This window comes from Actinomadura coerulea (assembly GCF_014208105.1).
Classification (GTDB): Bacteria; Actinomycetota; Actinomycetes; order Streptosporangiales; family Streptosporangiaceae; genus Spirillospora; species Spirillospora coerulea.
The window spans coordinates 4128699-4152256 of sequence record NZ_JACHMQ010000001.1 but is presented as its reverse complement, the minus strand read 5'-3'; the positions used below and the strand labels follow the sequence as shown (position 1 = coordinate 4152256).

Sequence of the window (23558 nt, the reverse complement as noted above, 5' to 3'; positions counted from 1 at the left end):
GGCCGCGGCGCCGGGCGGGACGGTCAGGGGATGAGCAGGAGCTTGCCGGTGCTGCGCCTGGCCTCCAGATCGGCGTGCGCGGCGGCGGCCTCGGCGAGGTCGTGGCGGCGGCCGACGTGGACCTTCACGGCCCCGGACTCCACCCAGGCGTAGACGTCGGCGGCGCGCTCCAGCAGTTCCTCGCGCTTCTCGACGTAGTGGGCGAGGGACGGCCGGGTCAGGAACACCGATCCGGCGCGGTTGAGGCGCTGCGGGTCGAACGGCGGGACCGGGCCGCCCGCCGCCCCGTACAGGGCCAGGGTGCCGCGCCGCCGGAGGCTCTCCAGGCTCCCGTCGAACGTGGGCGCCCCGACGCCGTCGTACACCACGGCGACGCCCTCGCCGCCGGTGAGCTCCCGCACCCGCTCGGGGAACCCGTCGTAGCCCATCGTGGCGTCCGCGCCCGCGTCCTTCGCCAGCTTCTCCTTCTCCGGGGTGGACGCCGTCGCGATCACCCGGGCGCCGAGTGAGACGGCCGCCTGCGTGAGCAGCAGCCCCATCCCGCCCGCCGCCGCGTGCACGAGGACGGTGTCGCCCTCCTGGACCGGATACGTCGACCTCGTCAGGTAGTGCGCGGTCATGCCCTGCAGCAGCGAGGCGGCCGCGTCCTCCAGGCTCACCCCGCCGGGGACGGGGACGACCTTGTCCGCCGGGACGACGGCCCTCTCCGCGTAGCCGCCCTGCACGTTCGCCCAGGCGACGCGGTCGCCCACCGAGAACTCCCGGACGCCCTCGCCGACCGCCGCGACCGTCCCGGCCGCCTCGACGCCCGGCGTGTAGGGGGTCTCCTGCGGGTAGGCGCCCGTCCGGTAGTACACGTCGATGAAGTTGACCCCGGCCGCCGCGACGTCGATCAGCACCTCGCCCGGCCCGGGCTCCGGGTCGGGGCGCTCGGACGCCTCCAGGACCTCCGGGCCGCCGGTGCGGGTGATGACGATCGCGCGCATGTCGTTCTCCTGACGGGTCGGTTCGCGTGGACGCTCCGGGAGAACCCCGGCGCCCCTGCGGGCTATTCCACCGGCGGGACGCTCACACCCAGTCGCGCATGGTCCGGCTGACGAGCGTCACGGCCTCCTCCACGCGCGCCGCGACCGTCCCGGCGTCCCAGATGTCGTGGCGGGCGCAGTCCTCGAACGCGACCTTGGTCGCGGCCAGGTAGAACGACACGACGATCCGCGGCCGCAGGTCCTGCTCCATGTCGACGCCCTCGCGGCGCGCGATCTCGGCGGCGAGCGCCTCCGCCGACGCCGAGTAGCGCGCCATCTGCGCCGCCATCAGCGACGGCGTCGCCTCGATCACCTGCCGGACGCGGCGGAACCGGGCGCCGTCGGCCGGGTCGCTCTCGGCGATCGTCCGCAGCACGACGCGCAGCGACTCGAACAGCGCGGTGAACGGCCGCTCCTCGGGCGGACGGGACGCGAGGGCCTCCGCCAGCACCTGGTCGTGCTCGGTGAGGAAGCTCGTGACCACGTCCTCCTTGGTGCCGAAGTAGCGGAAGAAGGTGCGCTGCGACACCTCCACCGCCGCCACGATCTCGTCGATCGTGGTCGCCTCGTACCCCTGGGAGAGGAACAGGTCCAGGGCGGCGTCGACGAGCGCGAGGCGGGTGCGCTGCTTCTTTCGCTCGCGCAGCCCGGCCAGGGCGCGGCCCTGCTCCGGCCCGTGCCCCTCGACGCGCTGGCTCGTGTGGCCTGACGGGTCGCCGGCGGGGACGGCGCTCATCGGCTCGCTCCTTCTGTTTTGGCTGACGCGGGCGATGCCCGCCTCACAGAGGCTTTTATCACGGACGGAGCCTCCGTATGCGGTTCAGGTTCCGGGGACCGGAAACCACCTGCGCGGTGATTGGCACCTATCCGGACGGTGCGTTACACCGCTTCTGCGGACCATCCCCTAGCGGGCGGGGTACACCCGTCCCCACTCTTGGGATTCTCCCCGCACGGCCGCCGGATCGGAGTCATGCTGAGGAGCGGTCACCAACCGTCGCCGGAGGATCGCGCAACGTCATGCCGGCGGCTCGGACCAGCTGAGGCGGCTGATGTGTCTGTAGTCGGTGGGCGGGAGATCGCCGAGATGCGCCGGCGTCACCTCGCGGCGCTCGCGCGCGAGGTCGAGGCCCGGGGCCTGGCCTGGCGGTTCGCCGGGCCCGGGGAGTCCTTGCTGGCCGTCTACGCGCCGGGCACGGGACGCCATGTGATCGTCCTCGCCACCCCGTGCGGCGACGGCTGGTACTACCTGTGGCCCGCCGGCGGCATGGCCGACGCCGCCCGGCCCGGGGAGGTCGCCGACCGCGTCCGCACGCTTCTCGGCTGACCCCGCCTTGCCCCCCGGGCCCGGGGTTCCCTAGACTCGTCTCCGAACGTTTGTTCGAGAACGAGGTCCGCATGCTCCTTCCCCCGTGCGGCGAGCGCGAGGGGGAGGCAGATGACGCGCGTGTTCGGCGATCCGGTGGACGTCTGGGTGAGCGACGGCCGTCCGGTCCGGTTCGTCTGGCGTGGCCGGCTCTACACCGTCCGGCGGGTGCTGGAGCACTGGGTCACGACCCGCGACTGGTGGCGGGAGCGGCATCCGGGCGGCGAGGCCGCCGGCGAGCGGGAGTTCTGGCGGATCGAGGCGACCCCGGACCGGGAGATCGGCGTCTACGAGCTGCGTTATGACGTGGCGGCCGACAGTTGGCTGCTATCCCGGGTATGGGACTGACATGCACATTCATGTCGCTTCGTCCTATTCGCTCCGGTTCGGCGTGGCGCCGCCCGCGGCGCTGGCGGAGCGCGCGGCGGTCCTCGGCATGGAGACGCTGGCGCTGACCGACCGCGACGGCCTGTACGGCGCGGTCCGGCACGTCCTGGCATGCGCGGACGCGGGGATCGGCGCCGTCGTCGGCGCCGACCTCAGGGTCGCCTCCACCGGGGAGGAGCGCGTGGTGGTCCTCGCCGAGGGGCGCGCCGGGTGGCGGTCGCTGTGCCGGCTGGTGACGGCGGCGCACGCGGCGGGCGAGCGCGGCCGCCCGCTGGTGACCAGGGAGATGGTCGCCGCGCACGCCGAGGGCCTCGTCGTCCTGCTCGGACCGGCCTCGGACGTCGGGCGGGCCCTCACCGGGCGGCGCCCGGACGTGGCGGCGGCCCGGCTGGCGGCGTGGCGCGCCGCCGCCGAGACCGTGATCGAGATCGTCGACCACCGCGACAGGGGCGACGGGCCGCGGGCGGCGCGGATGCTCGCGCTCGCCCGCGAGGCCGGGGTGCCCGCCGTGCTGGGCAACGCCGTCCGCTACCTCGACCCGTCCGACCACCCGGTCGCGCAGGTCCTGGACGCGACGCGCCGCCTGGTCCCGCTCGACCGGCGGCACCTGGACGACCGCACCGGCCAGGCGTACCTGAAGTCGGTCCCCGAGATGCGCCGGGTCGCGGAGCGGAGCTGCGGCCCGGACGAGGCCGGCGCGCTGCTCGCGGCCACCCGGCGGCTGTCGGAGCGCTGCGTCCTCGATCCCGGCGGCGACCTCGGCATGGACGAGGTCCACCTGCCGGCCGTCGGCGGCGACCCGCACGCCCGGCTCGCCGCCCGGTGCGCGGAGGGGATGGCGCGGCGCGGGCTCGCCGGGTCGGGCGAGGCCGCCGCGCGGCTCGACCATGAGCTCGGCGTGATCGGGCGCAAGGGCCTGGCGCCGTACTTCCTCACCGTCGCCGACGCCGCCGCGCTGATCAGGGCGCGCGGCATCCGCTGCGCGATCCGCGGCTCGGGCGCGGGCAGCCTGGTCAACTACCTGATCGGCATCGGCGATCTCGACCCGCTGCGGCACGACCTGGTGATGGAGCGGTTCCTCGCCGACAGCCGCGAGGGCCTGCCCGACATCGACCTGGACGTGGAGTCGGCCCGGCGGCTGGAGGCCTACGAGGCGCTGTTCGACCGGTTCGGCGCGGACGCCACGGCGTGCGTGTCGATGATGGAGACCTACCGGGCGCGCAGCGCGCTGCGCGACGTCGGCAACGCCGTCGGGCTCCCGCCCCAGGAGATCGACGCGATCGCCAAGGCGTTCCCGCGGATCCGGGCGAACCAGATCCGCGCGGCCCTGGACGACCTGCCCGAGCTCCGGCAGAGCAACCTGGCGGCGGGACGGCTGGAGGTGCTGTTCCGGATCGCCGAGCGCCTGGACGGGCTGCCCCGCCACATCGCCATGCACCCGTGCGGCGTGCTGCTGTCCAACCCGGGCCTGCGGGACCGGGTCCCGGTCGAGCGCGCCGCCGTGGGGTTCCCGATGAGCCAGTTCGACAAGGACGACGTCGAGGCGATGGGGCTGCTGAAGCTCGACGTGATCGGCGTCCGGATGCAGTCGGCGATGGCGCACGCGGTGGCGGAGGTCGCCCGGGTGACGGGGGAGACGATCGCGCTGGAGGACGTCCCGCGCGACGACCCCGCGACGTACGCGCTGGTGCGCACCTCCCGGACGCTCGGCTGCTTCCAGATCGAGTCGCCCGGCCAGCGGGAGCTGATCGGGCGGCTCCAGCCCCGCGACCTGGACGACCTGGTCATCGACATCTCGCTGTTCCGCCCCGGCCCGGTCAACTCCGACATGGTGACGCCGTTCCTGGAGGCCCGCGCCGGAAACCGGGAGCCCGCCTACCCGCATCCCGACCTCGAACCGGCGCTGCGGGAGAGCCTCGGCGTGGTCGTCTTCCACGAGCAGGTGCTGCGCGTCGTCGACGTGATGACCGGCTGCGGCCTGTCCAAGGCGGAGGCGGCGCGGCGGAGCCTGAACCACGAACGGGGGCAGGCCGTGGTCGGCGCCTGGTTCCGTGAACGGGCGCTGGCGCGCGGGTACGACGGGGCGACGGTCGAGCGCGTGTGGCGCATGCTGACCGCGTTCGGCGCGTTCGGCTTCTGCAAGGCCCACGCCGCGTCGTTCGCGCTGCCCACCTACCAGTCGGCCTGGCTGAAACGGCACCACACGGCCGCCTTCTACGCCGGCGTCCTCACCCACGACCCCGGCATGTACCCCAAGCGGGTCATCCTCGACGACGCCCGGCACTTCGGCGTCCCGATCCTCCCGCTGGACGTCGACCGCTCGGAGGCCGACTGGCGCGCCGAACCTCTCCCGGCGGGCGGCCCGGCCGGGATCCGGGTCGCGCTGAGCGAGGTCAGGGGCATCTCCGACGCCGAGATCGGCAGGATCACCGGGGCCCGGCCGTACCGGTCGCTGACCGACTTCTGGCGCCGCGCCCGGGTGTCGCGCCCGATCGTCGAGCGGCTGGTCCTGGCGGGCGCGTTCGACGCCCTGCACGACGGCGTCCCGCGCCGCGACCTGCTGTGCCGCGTCGGCGCCCTCGACCGGGGCGCCGCCCGCCCCGCGCGCGTCCCGGAGGGCCAGCTCCCCCTCGGCCGCGAGGACGGCGACGACATCGCGGCGGTCGCGGCGACCGGCCCGGCGGAGGAGATCACGCCGGCCGGGCTGCCGCCGATGACGCCCGCCGAGGTGGTCGAGGCGGAGCTGGACATCCTGGGCATGGACGTGAGCCGGCACGTCATGACCTTCTACGCCGGGCTGCTGGCCGGGCTCGGCGTCGTCAGCGCCGCCGACCTGCCGGGGCGTCCGGACAAGAGCGAGGTCCTGGTCGCCGGGGTCAAGGTGGCGACGCAGACCCCGGCGGTCAGGTCGGGTCAGCGCGTCATCTTCGCCACGCTGGACGACGCGACCGGCCCGGTCGACCTCACGTTCTTCGAGTCGGTGCAGGACAGGTGCGCCGCCACCGTGTTCGGCTCCTGGCTGCTCGTCGCCCGGGGGCGGATCCGCCGCGCCGGGGACCGCGCCGTCTCGATCACCGCGAGCGCCTGCTGGGACCTCAACACCCTGCACGAGGAGTGGCGCCGCGGCGGCCCGGACGCCGTCCGCGCGGCCATGGCGGGCCCGCCCGGCCGGAGCCGCCCCGTGGGCCGCCGCATCGTCCAGCCCACGGGCTTCGCGATGTCGCCGTACTCCGACATCGGCCACGCGGGGCCGGGCGTCAAGCGCCCGCCGAGAGCCCCGCTCTGGCACACCAGCCAGGGAAGCTCCGGCCCCACCCCCACCTGACCGGCGCCGCCCCGGTCCGCCCGGTCCGGGCGGCTCACCGGGTGATCTGGATCCGGGTGATCTGGAAGACGGTCGCCATGCACAGGGCGGCGGCGAGGGCCTGGAAGGCGGCCGCGGCGACGCCGACGTGCACGTCGAGGCGGGCGTCGGCGAGGGTCTCGACGCTGCCGTGCGTGAACACGCGCCCGAGGACGAGGCCGGTCACGGCGCAGGCCCACCAGCCTCCGACGACGAGCCCGGCGGCCTGCCGCTCGGCCGTCCGGTACCGGCCGCTGTTCACCCACACCTCGTAGACCATCCGGGGCGGCAGCCACAGGTTGACGACCGGCAGGAACCAGGCGAGCAGCACCCAGGCGCGGTGGTGGCGGTGCGGCCCGGGGGACTGGTGGAACGCCCGCCACAGCCAGGTCAGGTACAGCAGGCCGGTCACCCCGGCCATGATCGCGCCGATCGTGAACACGTCAGCGTAGGGGGCGAGGGCCTTGCCGGTGGCGGCGGCGTCGTAGCTGTCGTGCGTCGCGCCGTGCAGCGGCCGCGCCAGCCTGAGCAGGCTGATCCCCGAGCCGAGGGCCACGAACGCGTTGAAGCCGAGCAGCATGAACACGGCCACCCCGACGGCCCTGAAGTCGCGGCGCCGCGCCCAGGCGCCGCAGGCCGGGCACCGGTCGACCTCGGTCGGGATGATGTCGCCGCACAGCGCACACGGCATGGTCCACCTCCCCAGGGCCTTTGCTGTTGACTGTTTCGGATACTACGTACGTTTGACCGGCGCGGCCCAACGGGAGTTCGGGCCCTTACAAGATCGTCACATGGGGAGCGCGAACCGCGTGACCGCGCACGTCGCGGCCGCGGTGACGGCGGCCCAGGCGGCGAGGCGTCCGAGGCCACCTGTGGACAGCAGCCGCTCGGGGCGGAACCGGGTCACCGCGAGCAGCGCCCACCACTCGGCGGCCAGCGCGATGGTCGCGTACAGCGACCCGAGGCCGATCAGCGAGAAGAGCAGGACGGTTCCCGCAGGGGTCACGGTGTGCGCGAACAGCGCGGGCCCCCTGGACGGCCCGTGCATGCCGCGCCGCAGGGCCAGCAGGACGGCGCCCCAGCCCGCGGCGCACAGTACCCATACGACCAGAACGGTCACGGGCAGTCCGTTCATCGACTCCGGTGCCAGTGCCGAGCCTCCCCCGTCTTCCGCGTGTCTCCCCGTCTGCGTTGCCGGCGTTCCCCCGCCGCGGCCGTCAGGTCATCAGGCCCGACTCCCAGGCCCACGCGGCCGTCGCGACGCGGTTCCGCGTCTCCAGCTTGCGGTTGACGCTGCCGAGGTGCGTCTTGACCGTGGAGAGCGACACGTACAGCTCCGCGGCGATCTCCTCGTTCGTCCGGCCGCGCGCCACGAGCCTGACCACGTCCAGCTCCCGCTCGGTGAGCGGCTCGCGCGGCTGGACGGGCCGGGCGGGGCGCCTGGCCAGGTGCTCCAGCAGCCGGACGGTGATGGACGGCGACACCAGCGACCCGCCGTTCGCCGCCGCGCGGACGGCCTCCACCAGCAGCGCGGGCCCGCTGTCCTTCAGCAGGAACCCGACCGCGCCTCCGCGCAGCGCCCCGTAGACGTACTCGTCCATGTCGAACGTCGTCACGATGACGATGCGGGGCGGGTCGGGAACGCCCGGGCCGGCGAGGGCGCGGGTCGCCTCCAGCCCGTCCATGCGCGGCATCCGGATGTCGAACAGGCACACCTCGGGGCGCAGGCGGCGGGCCAGCGCGACGGCCTCGGCGCCGTCGGCGGCCTCCCCGACCACCCGCATGTCGGGCTGCGAGTCGACGATCATCCGGAACCCGGTCCGGACCATCTCCTGGTCGTCGGCGATCAGTACACGGATGGTCACCTTTCCGATTGTGTCAGCATCGCTGGTCATCTCGGTCATCCGTCCGGTACGGGGAGCCGTGCGACGACCTCCCACCCGCCCTCAGGGCGCGGTCCCGCGTGCAGCCGCCCGCCGAGCGCGCCGACCCGCTCGCCGAGACCGGTGAGCCCGAACCCGCCGGACGGCAGCCGCCGGCCGCCGCGCCCCCGCCCGTCGTCCCGCACGGCGACCTCGACGTCGGCTCCGACCCGCGCCAGCGTGACCCGCACGGACGCGGCGTCGGCGGCGTGCTTGCGGACGTTGGTCAGCGCCTCCTGGACGACGCGGTGCGCCGACGCCGCGACCTCCGGCGGCAGCGCGCCGAGGCCGGGCTCCAGCGTGAGCGCGGCGGGCGGATGGGCGAACCCCTCGACGAGGTCCCTGAGCCGATCCAGGTCGCCGACGGGGCGGGTACTGGAGCCGCCGTCCGGGAGGGCCTCCCCGTCCGGGGCGTTGACGTTCTGGGCGTCGCGCAGCAGCCCGACCATGCGCCGCATCGACGTGAGCGCCTCGGTTCCGGCCTTCTCGATCTCGCCGAGCATCCGGTCGAGCTGCTCCTGCGTCTGCGCGGTGCCCGACCCGGCCGTGAACCTCGCCGCCTGCGCCTGGACGACGATGCCGGTGACGTGGTGGGCGACGAAGTCGTGCAGGTCGCGGGCCAGCTCCAGCCGCTCGTCGCGGCGCGCCGAGGCCAGCGACCTGGCCCGCCGCGCGTCCAGCGCCCGCAGGTAGAGGCCGACGCCGAGCGCGACCGCCACGGTGATGCCGAGCGGCGCGGTGAACAGCGCCGCCGCGATCAGCGACCAGCGCAGCGGGGTCGCCAGGACCGCCGCGGCGAGCAGCACCGCGATCGGGACGAGCCGGTCGCGGCGGGCCCTCCACACCACCCGCGCGATGACGATCAGCAGGCCGCCGATCTCCGCGAACAGGCTGGGGGCGCCGAGCTCGGGCCGGACCACCGTGCCGAGGCAGAGGGTGCTGAGCGCCGACAGCGCCCCCGCGCCGGCCGCCCACACCAGGAAGCCGCGCCCCGAGACCGCCGCGACGTTGGCCACCAGCGCGACGAACACCATCCACAGGGTGGGGCCGTCCCGGAGCCCGGCGGCCGCGCACCCCAGCAGGTACAGGGACGCGAACCCCGCGTACGCCGCGCGCACCAGGCAGCCGCCCACCGAATGGATGCGGTCCAGCCGTGCCCCTATGTCGCTCACGTTCACGCAGCGTACGACCCGGTGCGGAGTGCCGGATCGGCCATTCGGCCGATCCGCGGCCTCCGGGACCGGCTTCGCGTCCGATGCGGCCGGGTGGCGGCGCGGCGCACGCTTGAGCCATGTATCTGCTCTTCGTTCCCCTCGCCGCCGCGTTCGCCGCGTTCGTGGTCTACGGCGGCGTCGTGATGCCCGCCATGGAGATCGCCGAGTCCGTCCGCGACCGGCGCCGCACCCGTCCGCCCGGCACCGTCGTCGACCTGCGTCCGCAGAACGGGCCGGGCGCGGCGCGAGAGCGGGGGGAGGCGGCGTGAGCGAGCCCGTCCTGCTCGGCCGCGGGCTGGTGAAGCGCTTCGGGACGGCCGTCGCGCTGGACGGCGTCGACCTGGCCGTGGGCCGCGCCGAGGCCGTGGCGATCACGGGTCCGTCCGGGTCGGGCAAGTCGACGCTGCTGCACTGCCTCGCCGGGATCATGAAGCCGGACGCGGGGGAGGTGCACCTGCTCGGCCTGCGGATCGACGCGCTCGGCGAGCTCCGGCGCAGCGCGCTGCGCCGGAGCCGGTTCGGCTTCGTGTTCCAGTTCGGGCAGCTGCTCCCCGAGCTGCCCGCCGTGGAGAACGTCGCGCTGCCGCTGATGCTGAACGGCACGCCCAGGCGGGAGGCGGTGCGGGCGGCGCGCGACTGGTTCGGGCCGCTCGGCCTGGACGGGCTGGAGCACCGGCGCCCGGGCGAGCTGTCGGGCGGCCAGGCGCAGCGCGTCGCGATCGCCCGCGCGCTCGTGCCCCTCCCGGCCGTCGTGTTCGCCGACGAGCCGACGGGCGCGCTCGACCAGGCGACCGGCCACGACACCATGCGGCTGCTCGTGGACGCCACCAGGCACAACGGCGCGTCCCTGGTCGTCGTCACCCACGATCCCTCGGTGGCGGCCTGGTGCGACCGCGTCGTGGAGGTCCGCGACGGCCGCGTCCGGCCGCCCCTGGAGAGGACGGCCTGATGCGCACGGCAGTGGAACTCTCCTGGCGCCTGCTGCGCGGTGGCGGCTGGAACAACGCGCTCGGCTCGCTCCTGACCCTTGCCGCCGTGGCCATCTCGACGGGGCTCCTGCTGTTCGCGGTGGGCGCCGACCACGCGTTCCTCCAGCGCGCCCACGCCGACGCCTGGCGGCATCCGGGGAAGCCGGCCGCGAACCCCTCGATGGTCGAGGCGCTGTCGACCGACTACGTCCGGGGGAAGCCGATCACGGTCGTGGACCTGGCCGCGCTGAGGGCCGACGCCCCCGTCCCGCCCGGTATGACCCGCTTCCCGAAGCCCGGCGAGGTGTGGACGTCGCCCGCCCTGGCGCGCCTGATGCGGGACCTGCCCGCCGACCGGCTCGCCCGGCGGTTCCCCTCCCGGGCGGGAATCCTCGGGCGCGGCGCGCTCGTCCACCCCGGAGAGCTCGTCGCGGTGGTCGGGCGCGCCCCGGACGACCCCGCCATGACCGCCGGCCGGGGCGCCGTCGAGCATCTGGGGACGACCGGCGGCCCCTCGCGCGTCGACCGGTTCGCGACCGGCGCGTCCTGGTCGGCGGGCGTCTACCTGCTGCTGGCGGGCCTGGCGTCGGTGCTGATGGCCGTGCCGCTGCTGGTGTTCGGCGGCGCCGCGGCCCGGCTCACGGTGGCCCGCCGCGACAGCCGGCTCGCGGCGCTGCGGCTGGTCGGCGCCACCCCCGGCCAGGTCGTCGCGATCACCGCGACCGAGGCGGTGCTGACGGCCGCCGGGGGCGCGGCGGCCGGGCTCGCTCTGTACGCGGCGGCGGTGCCGCCGCTCACCCGGGTCACGATCGCGGGCGGCGGCTGGTTCGCCGGGGACCTGTGGCCGAGCCCGCTCGTCCTCGCGGGACTGATCGCGGCGGTGCCCGTGCTCGTCGGCGCCAGCGCCGTCGCCGGCCTGCGCCGCGTGGTCGTCGGCCCCCTCGGCGTCGCGCGCCGCGAGACCCCGCCCGGCATGCGGGCCGTCCGGGTCGCCGCGCTGCTCGCCGTCGTGGCCGCCTTCGGCGCGGTGGGCGGCGGCCTGATCGACATGGGCCGGGCGGGCATGATCGTTCTGATGGTCTTCCTGGTGCTGGCCTTCCTCGCGATCAACTTCGCCGGCCCGTGGGTGGTGGCGGTCATCGGCCGCGTCACGGTCGGCACGGCGCGCGGCCCGGCCCGGCTGCTGGCCGGGCGCCGCCTCATGGACGACCCGCGCTCGGCCTGGCGGACGGTCGCCGGCGTCGCGCTGACCGGCTTCGTGGCCGGGTTCCTCGCCCTGCTGAACGCGCATCCGTCGGCCGGTCAGCCGCGGGACGAGCTGAGACTGGCCGTCCCGTACGAGCGGTCCGCCGCCGTCGCCGAGCAGGCGAAGGGCAGGCTCGCGGGTCTCGGTGCGGGAGTCTCGGTGCGCAGGATCGAGACGGAGGGCGGCCCCCCGGCCGCCGGCGCCCCCGTAGGCCCCACCGGCGTCGTGACGGTCACCGTCTCCGGCGGCCCGGCCGCAGTCGACCGGGCCCGCACGGCGCTGACCGGCCTGGTCCCGGGCAAGGTCGCCACGACGCCGGCCGACGACGAGGTGACCGGCGACTTCCTGGTGGCCGACCTGCGCACCGGCGCGCTGATCGTCCTCGCCGTCTCGTTCCTGGTGGGGACCACGAGCGCGGGCATCACCGGGGCGTCCGCCGTCCTGGACCGCAGGCAGACGTACGCGATGCTGCGCCTGGCGGGCACGCCCCTGTCCGTCCTGGACCGGGCGCGCCGCCAGGAGACGCTGATCCCCCTCGCCGTCATGGGCGGGGGCTCGCTGCTGACCGGCCTGCTCTTCGGCCTGCCGTTCGCCCAGGGGTTCGGGCTCTCGGGCCTGGCAGGGCTAGCGGGCTTCGTCGTCCTCGGCTTCGGGGGCGTCCTGGGCGCGAGCGCGCTGAGCCGCCCGCTGTTGCGCTCCGTGACCGCCGACCCCGCCCCGCGCCCCGACTAGACCGAATGAGGGCTCGAGAATGTCAGACCCCCCGCGTAGCGTTGACCTTGTGATTTGGGAGACATCGGGAACAGATGCCGAACCAGATCGCTTTCAACGACGTACCTAGGGGTATGTGACGGACGGTGGCGCTCGCACAGGCGCGGCCCCACCGGGCGAAGGAAGGGGCGTTGGCAGTGAGCGCAGCGACCGGCACGTTCCATCTCACCCAGCCGCGGCTTGACGGGCCCGCCGAGCGGACCGTCGTCGAGCCGTGGCTCACCGAGCTCACCCATGCGGCGCTGAACGGCTACGCCGAGACCGCGGCCCCGCTCGCGGCGGTCGAGGCACTGCCGGTGCGCCCGCAGCCCCTGCCCGCGCGCCGCGTCGCCGTGGCTGCCTGACGCACACCCACCCGGAAAGGGATCGGGGCCGGTGCCCCGATCCCTTTCTTCATGCCCGGTTGTCTCATATGTTGATACACATTTCTCAAAATTTGAGAAGCGGCCGTACGGTAGGGACACCGGACACAGAGAGGTGATCCCATTGACCGCGAAGGCGACCTACACCCACGGCCACCACGAGAGCGTCCTGAGCTCGCACCAGTGGCGCACGGTCGAGAACTCCGCCGCCCACCTGATCGAGCACCTGCGGCCCGGCCTGTCGGTGCTGGACGTCGGCTGCGGGCCGGGCACCATCACGGCCGGGATCGCCGAACGCGTCGCGCCGGGCCGCGTCGTCGCCGCCGACTCGGCCGAGGCCGTCCTGGACGAGGCGCGCGGGAACACCGCCTCGCTGGACAACGTCGAGTTCGCGGTGGCCGACGTCCACGCCCTGGAGCATCCCGACGGCACGTTCGACGTCGTCCACGCGCACCAGGTCCTGCAGCACGTCGGCGATCCGGTCCAGGCGCTGCGGGAGATGCGCCGCGTGGCGAGACCCGGCGGGATCGTCGCCGTGCGCGAGGCCGACTTCGGCACCATGGCCTGGCACCCGAACCCGCCCGGCATGGACGCCTGGCTGCCGATCTACTACGAGGTCGCGCGGGGCAACGGCGGCGAGCCCGACGCCGGCCGCCGCCTCGTCTCCTGGGCGCGCGCCGCCGGGTTCACCGACGTCACCGCGTCCGCCTCCGCCTGGTGCTATGCCACCCCGCAGGAGCGCGAGTGGTGGAGCGAGTCCTGGGGCGGCCGCCTGGTCAGGTCGTCGGTCGCCGACCACGCCGTCGCCGGAGGCCACGCCACCCGCGCCGAGCTCCAGCGCGTCTACGAGGGCTGGAAGGCGTGGGCGGCGGCCGAGGACGGCTGGTACTCCGTCACCCACGGCGAGATCGTCTGCCGCGCCTGACCGGCCGCCGCGGGCGGCGTCAGAAGGGGCCGGTGAGCTCGCCGAGCTTGTCGGTCAGCCGAAGGTTGTGGGAGTAGTCGACCGGGACGGCGACGACGGACACCGCGTCCTCCGCGAGGGCCTTGCGGAGGGTGGGCAGCAGCTCGGCGGCCGACTCGACGCGGTAGCCGCGGGCGCCGAAGCTCTCGGCGTACCGGACGAAGTCGGGGTTGCCGAACCTGGTGTTCGAGCTGCGCCCGATGTCGAGGTCCATCTTCCACTCGATCAGCCCGTAGGCGGAGTCGTCCCAGATCAGCACGGTGATGGGGATGTTCTCGCGGACGGCCGTCTCCAGCTCCTGGGAGTTCATCAGGAACGCGCCGTCGCCCGTCGCTGCCAGGACCCTGCGGTCCGGGTGCGCGAGCTTCGCGGCGATCGCGCCGGGGACGGAGAAGCCCATCGAGGACAGGCCGTTGGACACCAGCAGCGTGTTCGGCTCGTAGGTCGGATACATGCGCGCCATCCACATCTTCACCGCGCCGGTGTCGGCCAGGACGATGTCGCCGCGGCCCATCGCGGCGCGGACGTCGGCGACGATGCGGCGGGGGGAGAGCGGGTAGCCGTCCTCGGTCGCGCCCTCGGCCAGCTCCTCCTGGAGCATCCGGCGGATCTTCTGACCCGTCGAGCGGAGCTCGTCCGTTGGATGGTGGTGGGCGGGGGCTGGAGGACGGTCCGTCGAGCGGAGCTCGTCCGTTGGATGGTGGTGGGCGGGGGCTGGAGGACGGTCGGTCCCGTTCACGTCGAAGCGGCGGTGGACCGAGTCGGCGAGCGCGCGCAGCGACCGGGACACGTCCCCCTGGATGCCGACCTCGACCGGGTAGTGGTCGTCGACCTCGGCGGGCGACTGGTGGATGTGGATGATCTTCTTGTCCGCGTTCGGGTTGATCTTGACGGGGTCGAACTCCTGGAGCTCGTAGCCGACGGCGATCAGCACGTCCGCCTCGTCGAATCCGAAGTTGACGTGGTCGTGGCGCATGAAGCCGACCGCGCCGAGGGCGTTGCGGTGGTCGTCGGGGAAGACGCCCTTGCCGTTGAAGGTGGTGGCGACCGGCAGGCCGAGGCGCTCGGAGAAGTACACCAGGGCGTCGCTCGCGCGGGCCCGGGTGGCGCCGTGGCCGGCCAGCACGATCGGCCTCCGCGCGAGCGCGATCACGTCGGCGGCGCGGGCGATCTGGGCCGCGGAGGGCTCCTGCGAGCGCACGACGTTCACCGGCAGGGGAGCGAGGTCGGCGGAGACCTCGGCCGACTCGACGTCCTCCGGGATCGCCAGGTACACGGCGCCGGGGCGTTCGGTCTGCGCCGTCTTGAACGCCTTGCGCACCATCTCGGGCAGCGCCTCCGCCCGCGGGGCCAGCTCCGACCACTTGGTGATCGGGCGGAACAGGGACACCAGGTCGACGATCTGGTGCGACTCCTTGTAGATCCGGTCCAGGCCCACCTGGGCGGAGATCGCGACGACGGGCGTGCTGTTGGTGGTGGCGTCCGCGACGCCGAGCTGGAGGTTGATCGCGCCGGGGCCGAGCGTGGCGGAGGCCACGCCCGCCTTCCCGGTGAGGCGCCCGTAGATCTCCGCCATGAACGCGGCGCCCTGCTCGTGCCGGACGAGCACGTAGCGGATCGGGGAGTCGTTCAGCGCGTCGACGAAATGGATGTTCTCCTCACCCGGAATGCCGAAGACGTACTCGACGCCCTCCGCCTCAAGGGTCCTGACGAGAAGCCGGGCGGCGTCCTGCGTGGACATCGTGCGTCTCATCTCCAGTGTGCGTCTGTCCTGGGTGCCTTCCGTGCAGCACCCGGGTCCCTACCTCCATTCCGCGCGAAGATGTGTTCTCGATCTCTCAGGAGTCGGCCATCTCCTTGATGGCGCGCAGCGTCGGCTCGTCCCGCACCCCGGCGATCAGCAGGGTGGTGACCGGGCTGTCGCGCCACAGCCGCAGCCTCTCCTTGATCCTCCCGAGGGGGCCCAGGAGTGAGATCGCGTCGGCCAGCGCGTCCGGGACGGCCTTGATCGCCTCGTCCCGGCGGCCGCTCAGGAACAGCTCCTGGACCCGTCCCGCCTCCTCCGCGTAGCCGAGCCGGCCGATCAGGTCGAGGTGGAAGTTGCGGTCCTTGGCGCCCATCCCGCCGATGTAGAAGGCGAGCGGGATCTTGGCGAACTCCAGCGCGGACGCCAGGTCGTCGGTGACGATCGTGGTGACGGTCGCGGCGATCTCGAAGCCCTCCGGGCGCCCGGCCAGCGACCCGCCGAAGACGGGCCCGATCTGCTCGGGGTCGACGAACAGCGGCAGCCAGCCCTGCGCGACCTCGGCGGACAGCGCGACGTTCTTCGGGCCCTCGGCGCCCAGGTAGACGGGGATCTCCGGGCGGACGGGGTGGGCGATCGACTTCAGCGGCTTGCCGAGGCCCGACCCGCCGGGGTAGGGCAGCGGGTAGTGCGGGCCCTCGCTGGTCACCGGCTCCTCGCGGCGCCACACCTGCCGGACGATGTCGAGGTACTCGCGGGTGCGGGCGAGCGGCTTCGGGAACGGCTGCCCGTACCAGCCCTCCACGACCTGCGGGCCGGACGCGCCGAGCCCGAGGATCACCCGCCCGCCCGACAGGGCGTCCAGGGTGAGCGCGTGCATCGCGGTGGCCGCCGGGGTCCGCGCCGACATCTGGACGACGGCCGTGCCCAGCTTGATCCGGGACGTGCGGGCGCCGTACCAGGCCAGCGTGGTGAACGCGTCCGAGCCGTACGCCTCGGCGGTGAACACCGAGTCGTAGCCGCAGCGCTCGGCGGCCAGCACCGTCTCGGTCTGGTCGTCGGGGTCGCGCTGCCAGTAGCCGACGTTGATGCCGAGCTTGAGTTCCGCGGTCACGTTGCATCCTCCGGTAGTCGACGCACCGGCGATACTAGAACACGTTCTAGTTTCTCGGAAGGGGGTGCGCCCGGGGCCGGGGAGGGGGCGAGCGAAGGCGCGGTGCGGGGGTCGGATACGGCGACGGGGCCGCGGCGAACCTCGCCGCGGCCCCGTCGACCGGTCGCTAGCTCTCCTTGATCCCGTCCAGCAGGCCCCGCCAGGCGGCCGGCGTCAGTACCAGAGCCGGTCCGGAGGGGTCCTTGGAGTCGCGCACGGCGCGCAGGTCGCTGGACAGGGCGGCCATCTCGACGCACTGGTCTCCGCTTCCGCTGCGGGACGACTTGCGCCAGACGGCCAGGGTGAGTTCGCGCTGGAGGTGGGTCACAGGCTGCTCCTTGCTGCCTTGGCTATGAGGTGCGCGGACTCCTCGGGGGACAGGGCTCGCTTCACGATCCGTTCGAAGCGATCCCTATGCTTTGCTATTTCCTCGGCGCTCTCAAGGTAAACGTCACCCATAGTGCCCTCGACGTAGGCGATATCAGGGTCTGCGGGGTCGGGATACGACAATATGGTGAAACGTCCATCCAAGCCCGCATGTGCCGCTGCCGTGTAGGGAAGTACCTGGATGGTCACGGATGGGCGGATCTCCGCGGCGGTGGCGAGGACGTTCAGCTGGGCCCGCATCACCTCCTCGCCGCCGATCGGGCGGTGCAGCACCGCCTCGTCGAAGATCACCTCGAGGCGCGGCGCGTCGGCGCGGTCCAGCAGCGCCTGGCGGATCTTGCGGGCCGAGATGCGGCGCTCGATCTCCTCGTCCGAGGGCAGCAGCCGGCCCGCCGTGATCACGGCGCGGGAGTAGTCCTCGGTCTGGAGCAGGCCGTGCACGAGCTGCGGGTCCCAGGTGCGGATGTGCGAGGCCTCGTCCTCGAGGGCGACGTAGCTCCCCGCGAAGACGTCCTGGTAGGCGGTCCACCAGCCGCGCTGACCGGCCTGCCGGGCCAGGGTGATGAGCGCGTCGCGGTCCGGGCTCGGCACGCCGTACAGGTCGAGGATGTCGGCGATGTCGCCGGGCTTGGGGCGGGTCTGGCTGGTTTCCAGGCGGGAGACGGTGGCTCGCGACCAGTCGAGCCGGTCCGCCACTTCCTGCAGTGTCAGGCCCTGCTCCTCGCGCAGCTTGCGGAGCTCCCGGGCGAGACGGCGGCCACGGACGGTGGGGCGGTAGGTCATGGGCATGGAGTCTTTATCACTCCCGGCGCCTGTCACAACGCGATTGACGAACCCGGCAGGAAGGTCAGAGCAATTCCATGAAGGGTGTTGCGTTTGTGAGAATCTCAGGAGACTCTTGGATCCGTGATCGGTCGTGAACCGAGAGTGACGACCGGTCGCCCCGCCCGCCCTTCGCATTCGCACCAGTACCGCGGGAGGAACCGTGAAGACCACGCCAGCCGATCTGACGGCGGAGACCATGGCCGACGCTATGGCGGGCGGCGACCCGGCCCGGCGCGACGGCGTGCCCGGGTGGGTCTGGGCCCTGCCGGGCGGCCCCGGAGGCGCCGGGTACGCCCGCCGCGTCCTGTGCGACGCGCTCGCCTCCCTCGGCGTGCCGCCGGACGGGGCCACCGACGCCCGGCTCATGGTGAGCGAGCTGGCCACCAACGCCCACCAGCACGCCGGCGAGCACGGCCCGCACGAGCTGTGGCTCTACATGGGCGACGGGACGGCGGGCGAAGTGCGGTGCGCCGTCTTCGACACCTACGCCGACGTCGGCCTGCCCGGGTACTCCTGGACGTCCGGCGACTGCGGGCGCGGGCTCAGCATCGTCCACGAGCTGTCCGGCGGACGCTGGGGCCTGCGGCGGACCCTCTCCCGCCTCGGGCCGCCCGTCCGCGGCAAGGCCGTCTGGTTCGCCGTGCCGGGGACCACCGAGGCGGTGCGCAGCTAGCCCGCGCCGGCCCGCGGCCGGTCCCGCCGGGGCTTGTCCAGGGCGGGGCCGATGTCGCTGACCAGCGCGAGCAGTGACCGGGTGAGCAGCGTGCGCACCTGGTCGCGGTCGAGGGTCTTCTCCTGGAGCCACTGGCGCGTCGCCGCGTCCGCGAGCCCGGAGTAGGCGCGCAGCACGGCCCGCAGCGTCTCGGTCGGCTCGGCCACGCGCAGCACGGCCAGCATGTGCTCGACCGCCTCGTCCCGGAACCGGTTGACGATGCGCAGGAGTTCGGGGTCCTGCCCGAACCCCTCGGCGTCGAGCGCGGCGAACCACGTGGTCGCGTTGCGCTCGGCGGTGTCGAGGAACAGGTTGACGAGCAGCTCGACCGCCTCGGGCAGCGCCAGCCGCTCGTCCGGCGGCGGGGCCTGCATCGCGGCCGAGGCCGTCAGCCCCTGGACGACCTTGAGGAACAGCTCCCGCTTGGTCCCGAAGTAGTAGTGGATCAGGCCGCGCTGCACGCCGGTCTCCCGCGCGATCGCGGCCGTGGACACCTCGGCGTACGGCAGCTCGGTGAACATCCGCCGCGCGACGTCCAGGATCTGGGCGCGCCGCTCGTCCGGGGACAGGCGCTGGTAGCTCACCGCGACAGCCTATTCTGTGGGCGGCCGGCGCCGTACGGCCGCGACCGGTCCGCCGCTCGTCGGCGTGCCGCGGCGCGGGCGGGCGGCGCCTCCGGGAGGCTCGTCGCCGGCGACCAGGAGGGACGGCACAGGTGACCGCTGCGGAGAAGACGCTCGTGATGCACGGGGACGGCGCGCGGGAGGCCGCGCGCCGGATGCTGCCGAACCTGCCGGAGGCGTGCTTCGGCCCCGTCTCGGCGGACCGGCTGCGGGAGGCGGTCAAGGCCGGGCTCGCGCAGGTCGTCATGGTCGCCCGCATCGACGACCAGGCCGCCTTCCTCGGCGGCGCCGCGGGCCTGCTGGAATCGATCACGCTGGACATGGACTGCGGTCCCGCCCTGGCCGGCCGGGTGGCGCAGGCCCCGGCCGTCCAGGACGTCTACGAGCTGTGGGACGCCGCGGGCAGGCTCGGCCCGTGCGGGCGCGAGCTGTGCCGCAGGACCGCCGGGGGGCTCGAACGCCTCGCGGCCGAGGCGTCGGGGGCGGCGGCCAGCCCGGTCGCCGCCCAGGTGGTGCTCCTGGACTCGGCGGGAGAGCGCATGGTCGGCATGTACGGGCGGATGGCCCGGTAGCGATGCTGACGGTCGTCGGCCGCGACGGGTCGCCCCTCTCCGAGGGGGCCAAGGCGGCTCTGGAAGGTGCCACGCTGGTCATCGGAGCCCCGGGCCATCTGGACGGGCTGCCCGTGGCGGCGGACGCGCGCACGGTCGCCACCACGGAGTTCGCCGAGGAACTGGAAGGCGTCGATGTCGCCAAGGAGGACGTCGTCCTCGTGGTGAACGGCGACCCCGGCTACTTCGGCATCGTCCGCGAACTGCTTGAGAAGGGTCACGCGCCAGAGACCTTTCCTGCGACGACGCTGGTAGCGCGCGCTTTCTCCCAGGCAGGGCTGCCCTGGGACGACGCTCTGGTCGTCTCCGCCAAGGACGGGCACCTGCGACAGGCCGTCAACGCATGCCGCGCTCATCCGAAGGTGGCCGTCCTAACGGAGCCGGGCGCGGGGCCGTCCGAGCTGGCGCGCGCGTTGTTCCCGGTCACGCCGCGCTCGTTCGTGGTCTGCGAGGACTTGGGCGGGCCCAAGGAACGCATCGTCTACGTACGCCCGGCGGAGGCGACCACTCGCCCCTGGAACGACCCCGAGGTCGTGCTCGTCCTGGACAACCGCCACGCGCTGGGAGAAGCGAACTGGGTCTCCGGGCCCGTGCCCGGCCCCGCCGGATGGGCGCTCCCGGCGGAGGCCTTCGGCGGATCCGGCCCGCGCCCTGACGTGCGCGCCTTCGTCCTGGCCAAGCTCGGCCCCAGGGTCGGCGACATGGTGTGGGACGTGGAGTCCGGCGACGGCTCGGTCGGCATCGAGTGCGCCCGCTTCGGCGCCGCCGTCGTCGCCGTGGACAGCGACCACTCCGCGTGCGCCCGGGTGCGGGAGAACGTCCGCCTGCACGGGGTCAAGGTCGCGATGGCGTCCGGCGACGTCCGGTCCAGCGCCGAGCACCTTCCCCGGCCCGACGCCGTCTTCCTCGGCCGCGGCGGGCCGGAGGCCGCGCGGGTCTGCGCGGCGCTCCGCCCCTCCCGGATCGTCGTCCTCGCCACGGCCGGCGAGGCTCAGGCCATACTGGACGAACTGGGCGGGCAGGGCTTCGCCGCCGACGCCGTCCGGCTCCAGGCCGCCCCGCTGACCCCGCGGGACGAGGCCCCGGAGCCCGTGATCGTCGTCTGGGGCGAACGCGGCGGCCGCGCCCCCGTGCGGGCACCGTCCCGGACGGGCCGCCCCATCGAGACCATCCCCGCGTTGCCCGGAGTTGTGGAGGAGCGCAGTTGACCGTCCGCCGGCCCCACCCGATCGAGGTGCGCTCGTATGAGGTCCTCCGGTCCCGCGTCGACCTGTCCCCGATGCCGCCGCTGTGGCGGGCGGTGGCCGAGCGGGTGATCCACGCCACCGCCGACCTGGAGTACGCGGTCGACCTGGTGACCACCGAGGAGCACCTCGCTCAGGGCTGGGCCGCGCTGCGCGCCGGCGCGCCGATCGTCACCGACGAGGGCATGGCCGCCGCCGGGATCAGCGCCCGCGAGGCGGTCTGCCACGCCGCCGACCCGGCCGCCGCGCGGATGGCGCGCGCCGCCGGCATCACCCGGTCGGCCGCGGCCGTCCGGCTGTCGTACTCGGAGGTGGGGCCGGGCGCGGTCTGGGTGGTCGGCTCCGCGCCCGAGGCGATCTTCGAGATCGTCGCCCGCCGGGTGAGCCCCGCCCTGGTGATCGGGGTGCCGGCGGGCTTCGTCGGCGCCTGCGAGGCCAAGGAGGCCCTGCGCGCGAGCGGGCTGCCGCAGCTCAGCAACGTCTCGGAGAAGGGCGGGTCGGCGGTCGCGGCCGCCGCCGTCAACGCGCTGCTCTACCACGAGGCGGCGCGCCCGTGACCGGCCCCGCCGAGATCGACCTGCGCCACCACGGCGACACCGAGGTCGGCGACGGCCTCGCCGACTTCGCCGTGAACGTCCGCACCGGCACGCCCCCCGCGTGGCTGGCCGAGCGGATCCGCGCGTCCGTCGACGGCCTCGCCGCCTACCCCGACCCCCGCCCCGCCCGCAAGGCGGTCGCCGCGCGGCACGGCAGGTCCGCCGAGGAGGTGCTGCTCACCGCCGGGGCCGCGGAGGCGTTCGTGCTGCTCGCGCGGGTGCTCACCCCGCGCCGTGCCGTGGTGGTGCATCCCCAGTTCACCGAGCCGGAGGCGGCGCTGCGGGCCGCCGGGCACGAGGTGGAGCGGGTGATCCTGGACAAGGACTTCACCCTCGGCCCGAGGGCCGTCCCGGCCGGCGCCGACCTCGTCGTGATCGGCAATCCGACCAACCCGACCTCGGTCCTGCACCCGGCCGGCGCGCTCGCCGCGCTGGCCGCGCCCGGACGGACGGTCGTGGTCGACGAGGCGTTCATGGACTGCGTCCCCGGCGAACCGGAGAGCCTCGCCACCCGGCTGCCCCCGGGAGTGGTGGTGATCCGCTCCCTGACCAAGACGTGGGGGCTCGCGGGGCTGCGCGCCGGATACGTCCTGGCCGACCCCCACCTGATCGGACGGCTGGCGGAGGCGCAGCCGCTGTGGGCGGTGTCCACGCCCGCGCTCGCCGCCGTCGAGGCGTGCTCCACCCCCGAGGCCGTCGCCGAGGGCGAGGCGTGGGCCGTCGAGCTCGCCGCCGAACGCGATCGGCTGGCCGCGGAGCTGTCGGCGCGGGGCCTGTACGTCGTGCCCGGAGCGCGCGCGTCGTTCCTGTGCGTCAGCCTGCCGGACGCCCTGGGCATCAGGGCCCTGCTGAGGCAGCGCGGCTACGCCGTCAGGCGCGGCGACACCTTCCCAGGGCTCGGCCCGGACTGGCTGCGGATCGCCGTGCGCGACCGCCCGTCCAACGACCGGCTGCTGGACGTGCTCGGCGAGCTGGGCATCTGACCCCCCGAAAGGACACCATGAACCTGATCGAGGAGACCGTCGCCTCCATCGCCCCCCTGGACGAGACGGCCATGCGGGACGCCCGCGACCTCCAGGCCCGGCTCACCAAGCCGCCCGGGTCCCTCGGCGTCCTGGAGGAGGTGTCGGTCCGGCTCGCCGGGCTCGCCGGGCAGTGCCCGCCGCCGCAGCCCGAGCCCGCCGCCGTCGCCGTGTTCGCCGCCGACCACGGCGTCCACGCCCAGGGCGTCACCCCGTGGCCGCAGGAGGTCACGGCGCAGATGGTCGCCAACTTCCTGGCCGGCGGCGCCGTGGTCAACGCGTTCGCCGCCCAGGTCGGCGCCGCCGTCACGGTCGTCGACATCGGCGTCGCCGCCGAGCTAGAGGAGGCCCCCGGCCTGCTCCGCCGCAAGGTCGCGCCGGGCACCGCCGACATGACGGCCGGGCCCGCGATGACCGCCGAGCAGGCCCGGCGAGCCGTCGGGACGGGCATCGAGATCGCCCGTGAGCTGGGTGCGCGGGGCGCCCGGTGCCTGCTCACCGGGGACATGGGGATCGCCAACACCACCGCGTCCGCCGCGCTGATCGCCGCCTTCACCGGCCTGCCGCCCGAGCGGGTCACCGGCCGGGGGACCGGCATCGACGACGCCACCCACGCGCACAAGGTCGAGGTGGTGCGCACCGCCCTCGACAGGCACGGCCTGGCGGAAGGGCACGGCATGGCGCCGATGGAGGTCCTCGCGGCGGTCGGCGGGCTGGAGCACGCCGCGATCGCCGGGTTCGTCCTCGGCGCCGCCGCCCTGCGCGTCCCCGTCGTCCTGGACGGCGTGATCGCCGGAGCCGCCGCCCTCGCCGCCGCGGCGCTGTGCCCGGACGCCCTCGGCGCGTGCGTCGCCGGGCACCGCTCGGCCGAGCCGGGGCACGGCGCCGCGGTCGAGTCCCTCGGCCTGCGCCCGCTGGTCGACCTGGAGCTGCGGCTGGGGGAGGGAACCGGTGCCCTGCTGGCCTTGCCGCTGGTCCAGAGCGCGGCGCGGGTCCTGCGCGAGGTCGCCACCTTCGACTCCGCCGGGGTGAGCGAGAAGGACGCCGCGCGGCCGTAACAACGTGATCACGGAATG

General features: G+C 74.4%; 25 protein-coding genes. 14 read left to right on the top strand and 11 right to left on the bottom strand.

The window, feature by feature from the left end; genetic code table 11:
- Nucleotides 1–23 precede the first annotated feature (23 nt).
- Nucleotides 24–986: a quinone oxidoreductase family protein gene (locus BKA00_RS18995; RefSeq protein ID WP_185026834.1), complete on the bottom strand. Its 963-nt coding sequence runs from the start codon at nucleotides 984–986 to the stop codon at nucleotides 24–26.
- Nucleotides 987–1068: 82 nt separating this feature from the next.
- Nucleotides 1069–1761 (bottom strand): TetR family transcriptional regulator, encoded by a 693-nt coding sequence (locus tag BKA00_RS18990; protein WP_185026832.1) that lies wholly within the window; start codon nucleotides 1759–1761, stop codon nucleotides 1069–1071.
- Nucleotides 1762–2076: 315 nt separating this feature from the next.
- On the opposite strand from BKA00_RS18990, the gene BKA00_RS18985 reads away from it, so the two are divergent.
- The 3 genes from BKA00_RS18985 (at nucleotide 2077) to BKA00_RS18975 (ending at nucleotide 6100) form a co-directional block, all read left to right on the top strand.
- On the top strand, nucleotides 2077–2349 hold the full coding sequence (locus tag BKA00_RS18985) for a hypothetical protein (protein WP_230298552.1): 273 nt from the start codon (nucleotides 2077–2079) through the stop codon (nucleotides 2347–2349).
- Nucleotides 2350–2460: 111 nt separating this feature from the next.
- A complete protein-coding gene (locus BKA00_RS18980) occupies nucleotides 2461–2736 on the top strand; it encodes a DUF6504 family protein (protein ID WP_185026830.1) in 276 nt (91 codons plus the stop codon).
- Between the two features lies 1 nt (nucleotide 2737).
- Nucleotides 2738–6100: a DNA polymerase III subunit alpha gene (locus BKA00_RS18975; RefSeq protein ID WP_185026829.1), complete on the top strand. Its 3363-nt coding sequence runs from the start codon at nucleotides 2738–2740 to the stop codon at nucleotides 6098–6100.
- 34 nt (nucleotides 6101–6134) lie between these two features.
- Here BKA00_RS18975 and BKA00_RS18970 read toward each other — a convergent pair whose 3' ends face one another.
- From BKA00_RS18970 to BKA00_RS18955, 4 genes are all read right to left on the bottom strand, one after another.
- The gene (locus tag BKA00_RS18970; protein WP_185026827.1) at nucleotides 6135–6809 is read right to left on the bottom strand and encodes a DUF4328 domain-containing protein; all 675 of its coding nucleotides are present in this window, start codon (nucleotides 6807–6809) and stop codon (nucleotides 6135–6137) included.
- 96 nt (nucleotides 6810–6905) lie between these two features.
- Nucleotides 6906–7238 carry a hypothetical protein gene (locus tag BKA00_RS18965; protein ID WP_230298551.1) on the bottom strand — a complete coding sequence of 111 codons (333 nt, stop codon included), beginning with the start codon at nucleotides 7236–7238 and terminating at the stop codon, nucleotides 6906–6908.
- A 97-nt stretch (nucleotides 7239–7335) separates the two neighbouring features.
- Nucleotides 7336–7983 (bottom strand): response regulator, encoded by a 648-nt coding sequence (locus BKA00_RS18960; RefSeq protein ID WP_230298550.1) that lies wholly within the window; start codon nucleotides 7981–7983, stop codon nucleotides 7336–7338.
- Nucleotides 7984–8018: 35 nt separating this feature from the next.
- The gene (locus BKA00_RS18955; protein WP_230298549.1) at nucleotides 8019–9212 is read right to left on the bottom strand and encodes a histidine kinase; all 1194 of its coding nucleotides are present in this window, start codon (nucleotides 9210–9212) and stop codon (nucleotides 8019–8021) included.
- A gap of 119 nt (nucleotides 9213–9331) precedes the next feature.
- Between BKA00_RS18955 and BKA00_RS18950 the strand changes: the two genes are divergently transcribed.
- From BKA00_RS18950 to BKA00_RS18930, 5 genes are all read left to right on the top strand, one after another.
- Nucleotides 9332–9523, top strand: coding sequence for a hypothetical protein (locus BKA00_RS18950; RefSeq protein WP_185026823.1), 192 nt, complete (start codon nucleotides 9332–9334; stop codon nucleotides 9521–9523).
- Nucleotides 9520–10203 (top strand): ABC transporter ATP-binding protein, encoded by a 684-nt coding sequence (locus BKA00_RS18945; protein WP_185026821.1) that lies wholly within the window; start codon nucleotides 9520–9522, stop codon nucleotides 10201–10203. Before BKA00_RS18950 ends, BKA00_RS18945 begins: the two co-directional genes overlap by 4 nt.
- Nucleotides 10203–12200: an FtsX-like permease family protein gene (locus tag BKA00_RS18940; protein WP_185026819.1), complete on the top strand. Its 1998-nt coding sequence runs from the start codon at nucleotides 10203–10205 to the stop codon at nucleotides 12198–12200. The genes BKA00_RS18945 and BKA00_RS18940 overlap by 1 nt, the downstream gene beginning before the upstream one ends.
- A 176-nt stretch (nucleotides 12201–12376) precedes the next feature.
- Nucleotides 12377–12583, top strand: coding sequence for a hypothetical protein (locus BKA00_RS18935; protein ID WP_185026817.1), 207 nt, complete (start codon nucleotides 12377–12379; stop codon nucleotides 12581–12583).
- A 142-nt stretch (nucleotides 12584–12725) separates the two neighbouring features.
- The gene (locus BKA00_RS18930; protein ID WP_185026815.1) at nucleotides 12726–13526 is read left to right on the top strand and encodes a methyltransferase domain-containing protein; all 801 of its coding nucleotides are present in this window, start codon (nucleotides 12726–12728) and stop codon (nucleotides 13524–13526) included.
- 19 nt (nucleotides 13527–13545) lie between these two features.
- Here BKA00_RS18930 and BKA00_RS39050 read toward each other — a convergent pair whose 3' ends face one another.
- The 4 genes from BKA00_RS39050 to BKA00_RS18910 form a co-directional block, all read right to left on the bottom strand.
- Nucleotides 13546–15306, bottom strand: coding sequence for an acetolactate synthase large subunit (locus BKA00_RS39050; protein WP_185026813.1), 1761 nt, complete (start codon nucleotides 15304–15306; stop codon nucleotides 13546–13548).
- A gap of 97 nt (nucleotides 15307–15403) precedes the next feature.
- On the bottom strand, nucleotides 15404–16423 hold the full coding sequence (locus BKA00_RS18920; RefSeq protein ID WP_185026811.1) for an LLM class F420-dependent oxidoreductase: 1020 nt from the start codon (nucleotides 16421–16423) through the stop codon (nucleotides 15404–15406).
- Nucleotides 16424–16589: 166 nt separating this feature from the next.
- Nucleotides 16590–16790 carry a DUF397 domain-containing protein gene (locus BKA00_RS18915; protein WP_089309643.1) on the bottom strand — a complete coding sequence of 67 codons (201 nt, stop codon included), beginning with the start codon at nucleotides 16788–16790 and terminating at the stop codon, nucleotides 16590–16592.
- Nucleotides 16787–17638, bottom strand: coding sequence for a helix-turn-helix domain-containing protein (locus tag BKA00_RS18910; RefSeq protein WP_230298548.1), 852 nt, complete (start codon nucleotides 17636–17638; stop codon nucleotides 16787–16789). Before BKA00_RS18910 ends, BKA00_RS18915 begins: the two co-directional genes overlap by 4 nt.
- A gap of 196 nt (nucleotides 17639–17834) precedes the next feature.
- Here BKA00_RS18910 and BKA00_RS18905 point away from each other — a divergent pair, with 196 nt between their 5' ends.
- Entirely contained in the window at nucleotides 17835–18347 is a 513-nt protein-coding gene (locus BKA00_RS18905) for an ATP-binding protein (RefSeq protein WP_185026809.1), read from the top strand.
- On the opposite strand, the gene BKA00_RS18900 is transcribed toward BKA00_RS18905, so the two are convergent.
- Nucleotides 18344–18970, bottom strand: a complete 627-nt coding sequence (locus BKA00_RS18900; protein WP_185026807.1) for a TetR/AcrR family transcriptional regulator — start codon at nucleotides 18968–18970, stop codon at nucleotides 18344–18346. The genes BKA00_RS18905 and BKA00_RS18900 overlap by 4 nt on opposite strands.
- 131 nt (nucleotides 18971–19101) lie before the next feature.
- Here BKA00_RS18900 and BKA00_RS18895 point away from each other — a divergent pair, with 131 nt between their 5' ends.
- Genes BKA00_RS18895 through cobT form a run of 5 tightly spaced genes read left to right on the top strand, consistent with a single transcriptional unit; the run spans nucleotide 19102 to nucleotide 23540 of the window.
- Nucleotides 19102–19581 (top strand): hypothetical protein, encoded by a 480-nt coding sequence (locus BKA00_RS18895; protein ID WP_185026805.1) that lies wholly within the window; start codon nucleotides 19102–19104, stop codon nucleotides 19579–19581.
- Between the two features lie 2 nt (nucleotides 19582–19583).
- Nucleotides 19584–20828, top strand: a complete 1245-nt coding sequence (cbiE, locus tag BKA00_RS18890) for a precorrin-6y C5,15-methyltransferase (decarboxylating) subunit CbiE (protein ID WP_185026803.1) — start codon at nucleotides 19584–19586, stop codon at nucleotides 20826–20828.
- A complete protein-coding gene (locus BKA00_RS18885; RefSeq protein ID WP_185026801.1) occupies nucleotides 20825–21421 on the top strand; it encodes a precorrin-8X methylmutase in 597 nt (198 codons plus the stop codon). The genes cbiE and BKA00_RS18885 overlap by 4 nt, the downstream gene beginning before the upstream one ends.
- The gene (cobC, locus tag BKA00_RS18880) at nucleotides 21418–22443 is read left to right on the top strand and encodes an Rv2231c family histidinol phosphate aminotransferase CobC (RefSeq protein ID WP_185026799.1); all 1026 of its coding nucleotides are present in this window, start codon (nucleotides 21418–21420) and stop codon (nucleotides 22441–22443) included. The genes BKA00_RS18885 and cobC overlap by 4 nt, the downstream gene beginning before the upstream one ends.
- Before the next feature lie 17 nt (nucleotides 22444–22460).
- Nucleotides 22461–23540 (top strand): nicotinate-nucleotide--dimethylbenzimidazole phosphoribosyltransferase, encoded by a 1080-nt coding sequence (gene cobT / locus BKA00_RS18875; RefSeq protein ID WP_185026797.1) that lies wholly within the window; start codon nucleotides 22461–22463, stop codon nucleotides 23538–23540.
- Nucleotides 23541–23558 lie beyond the last annotated feature (18 nt).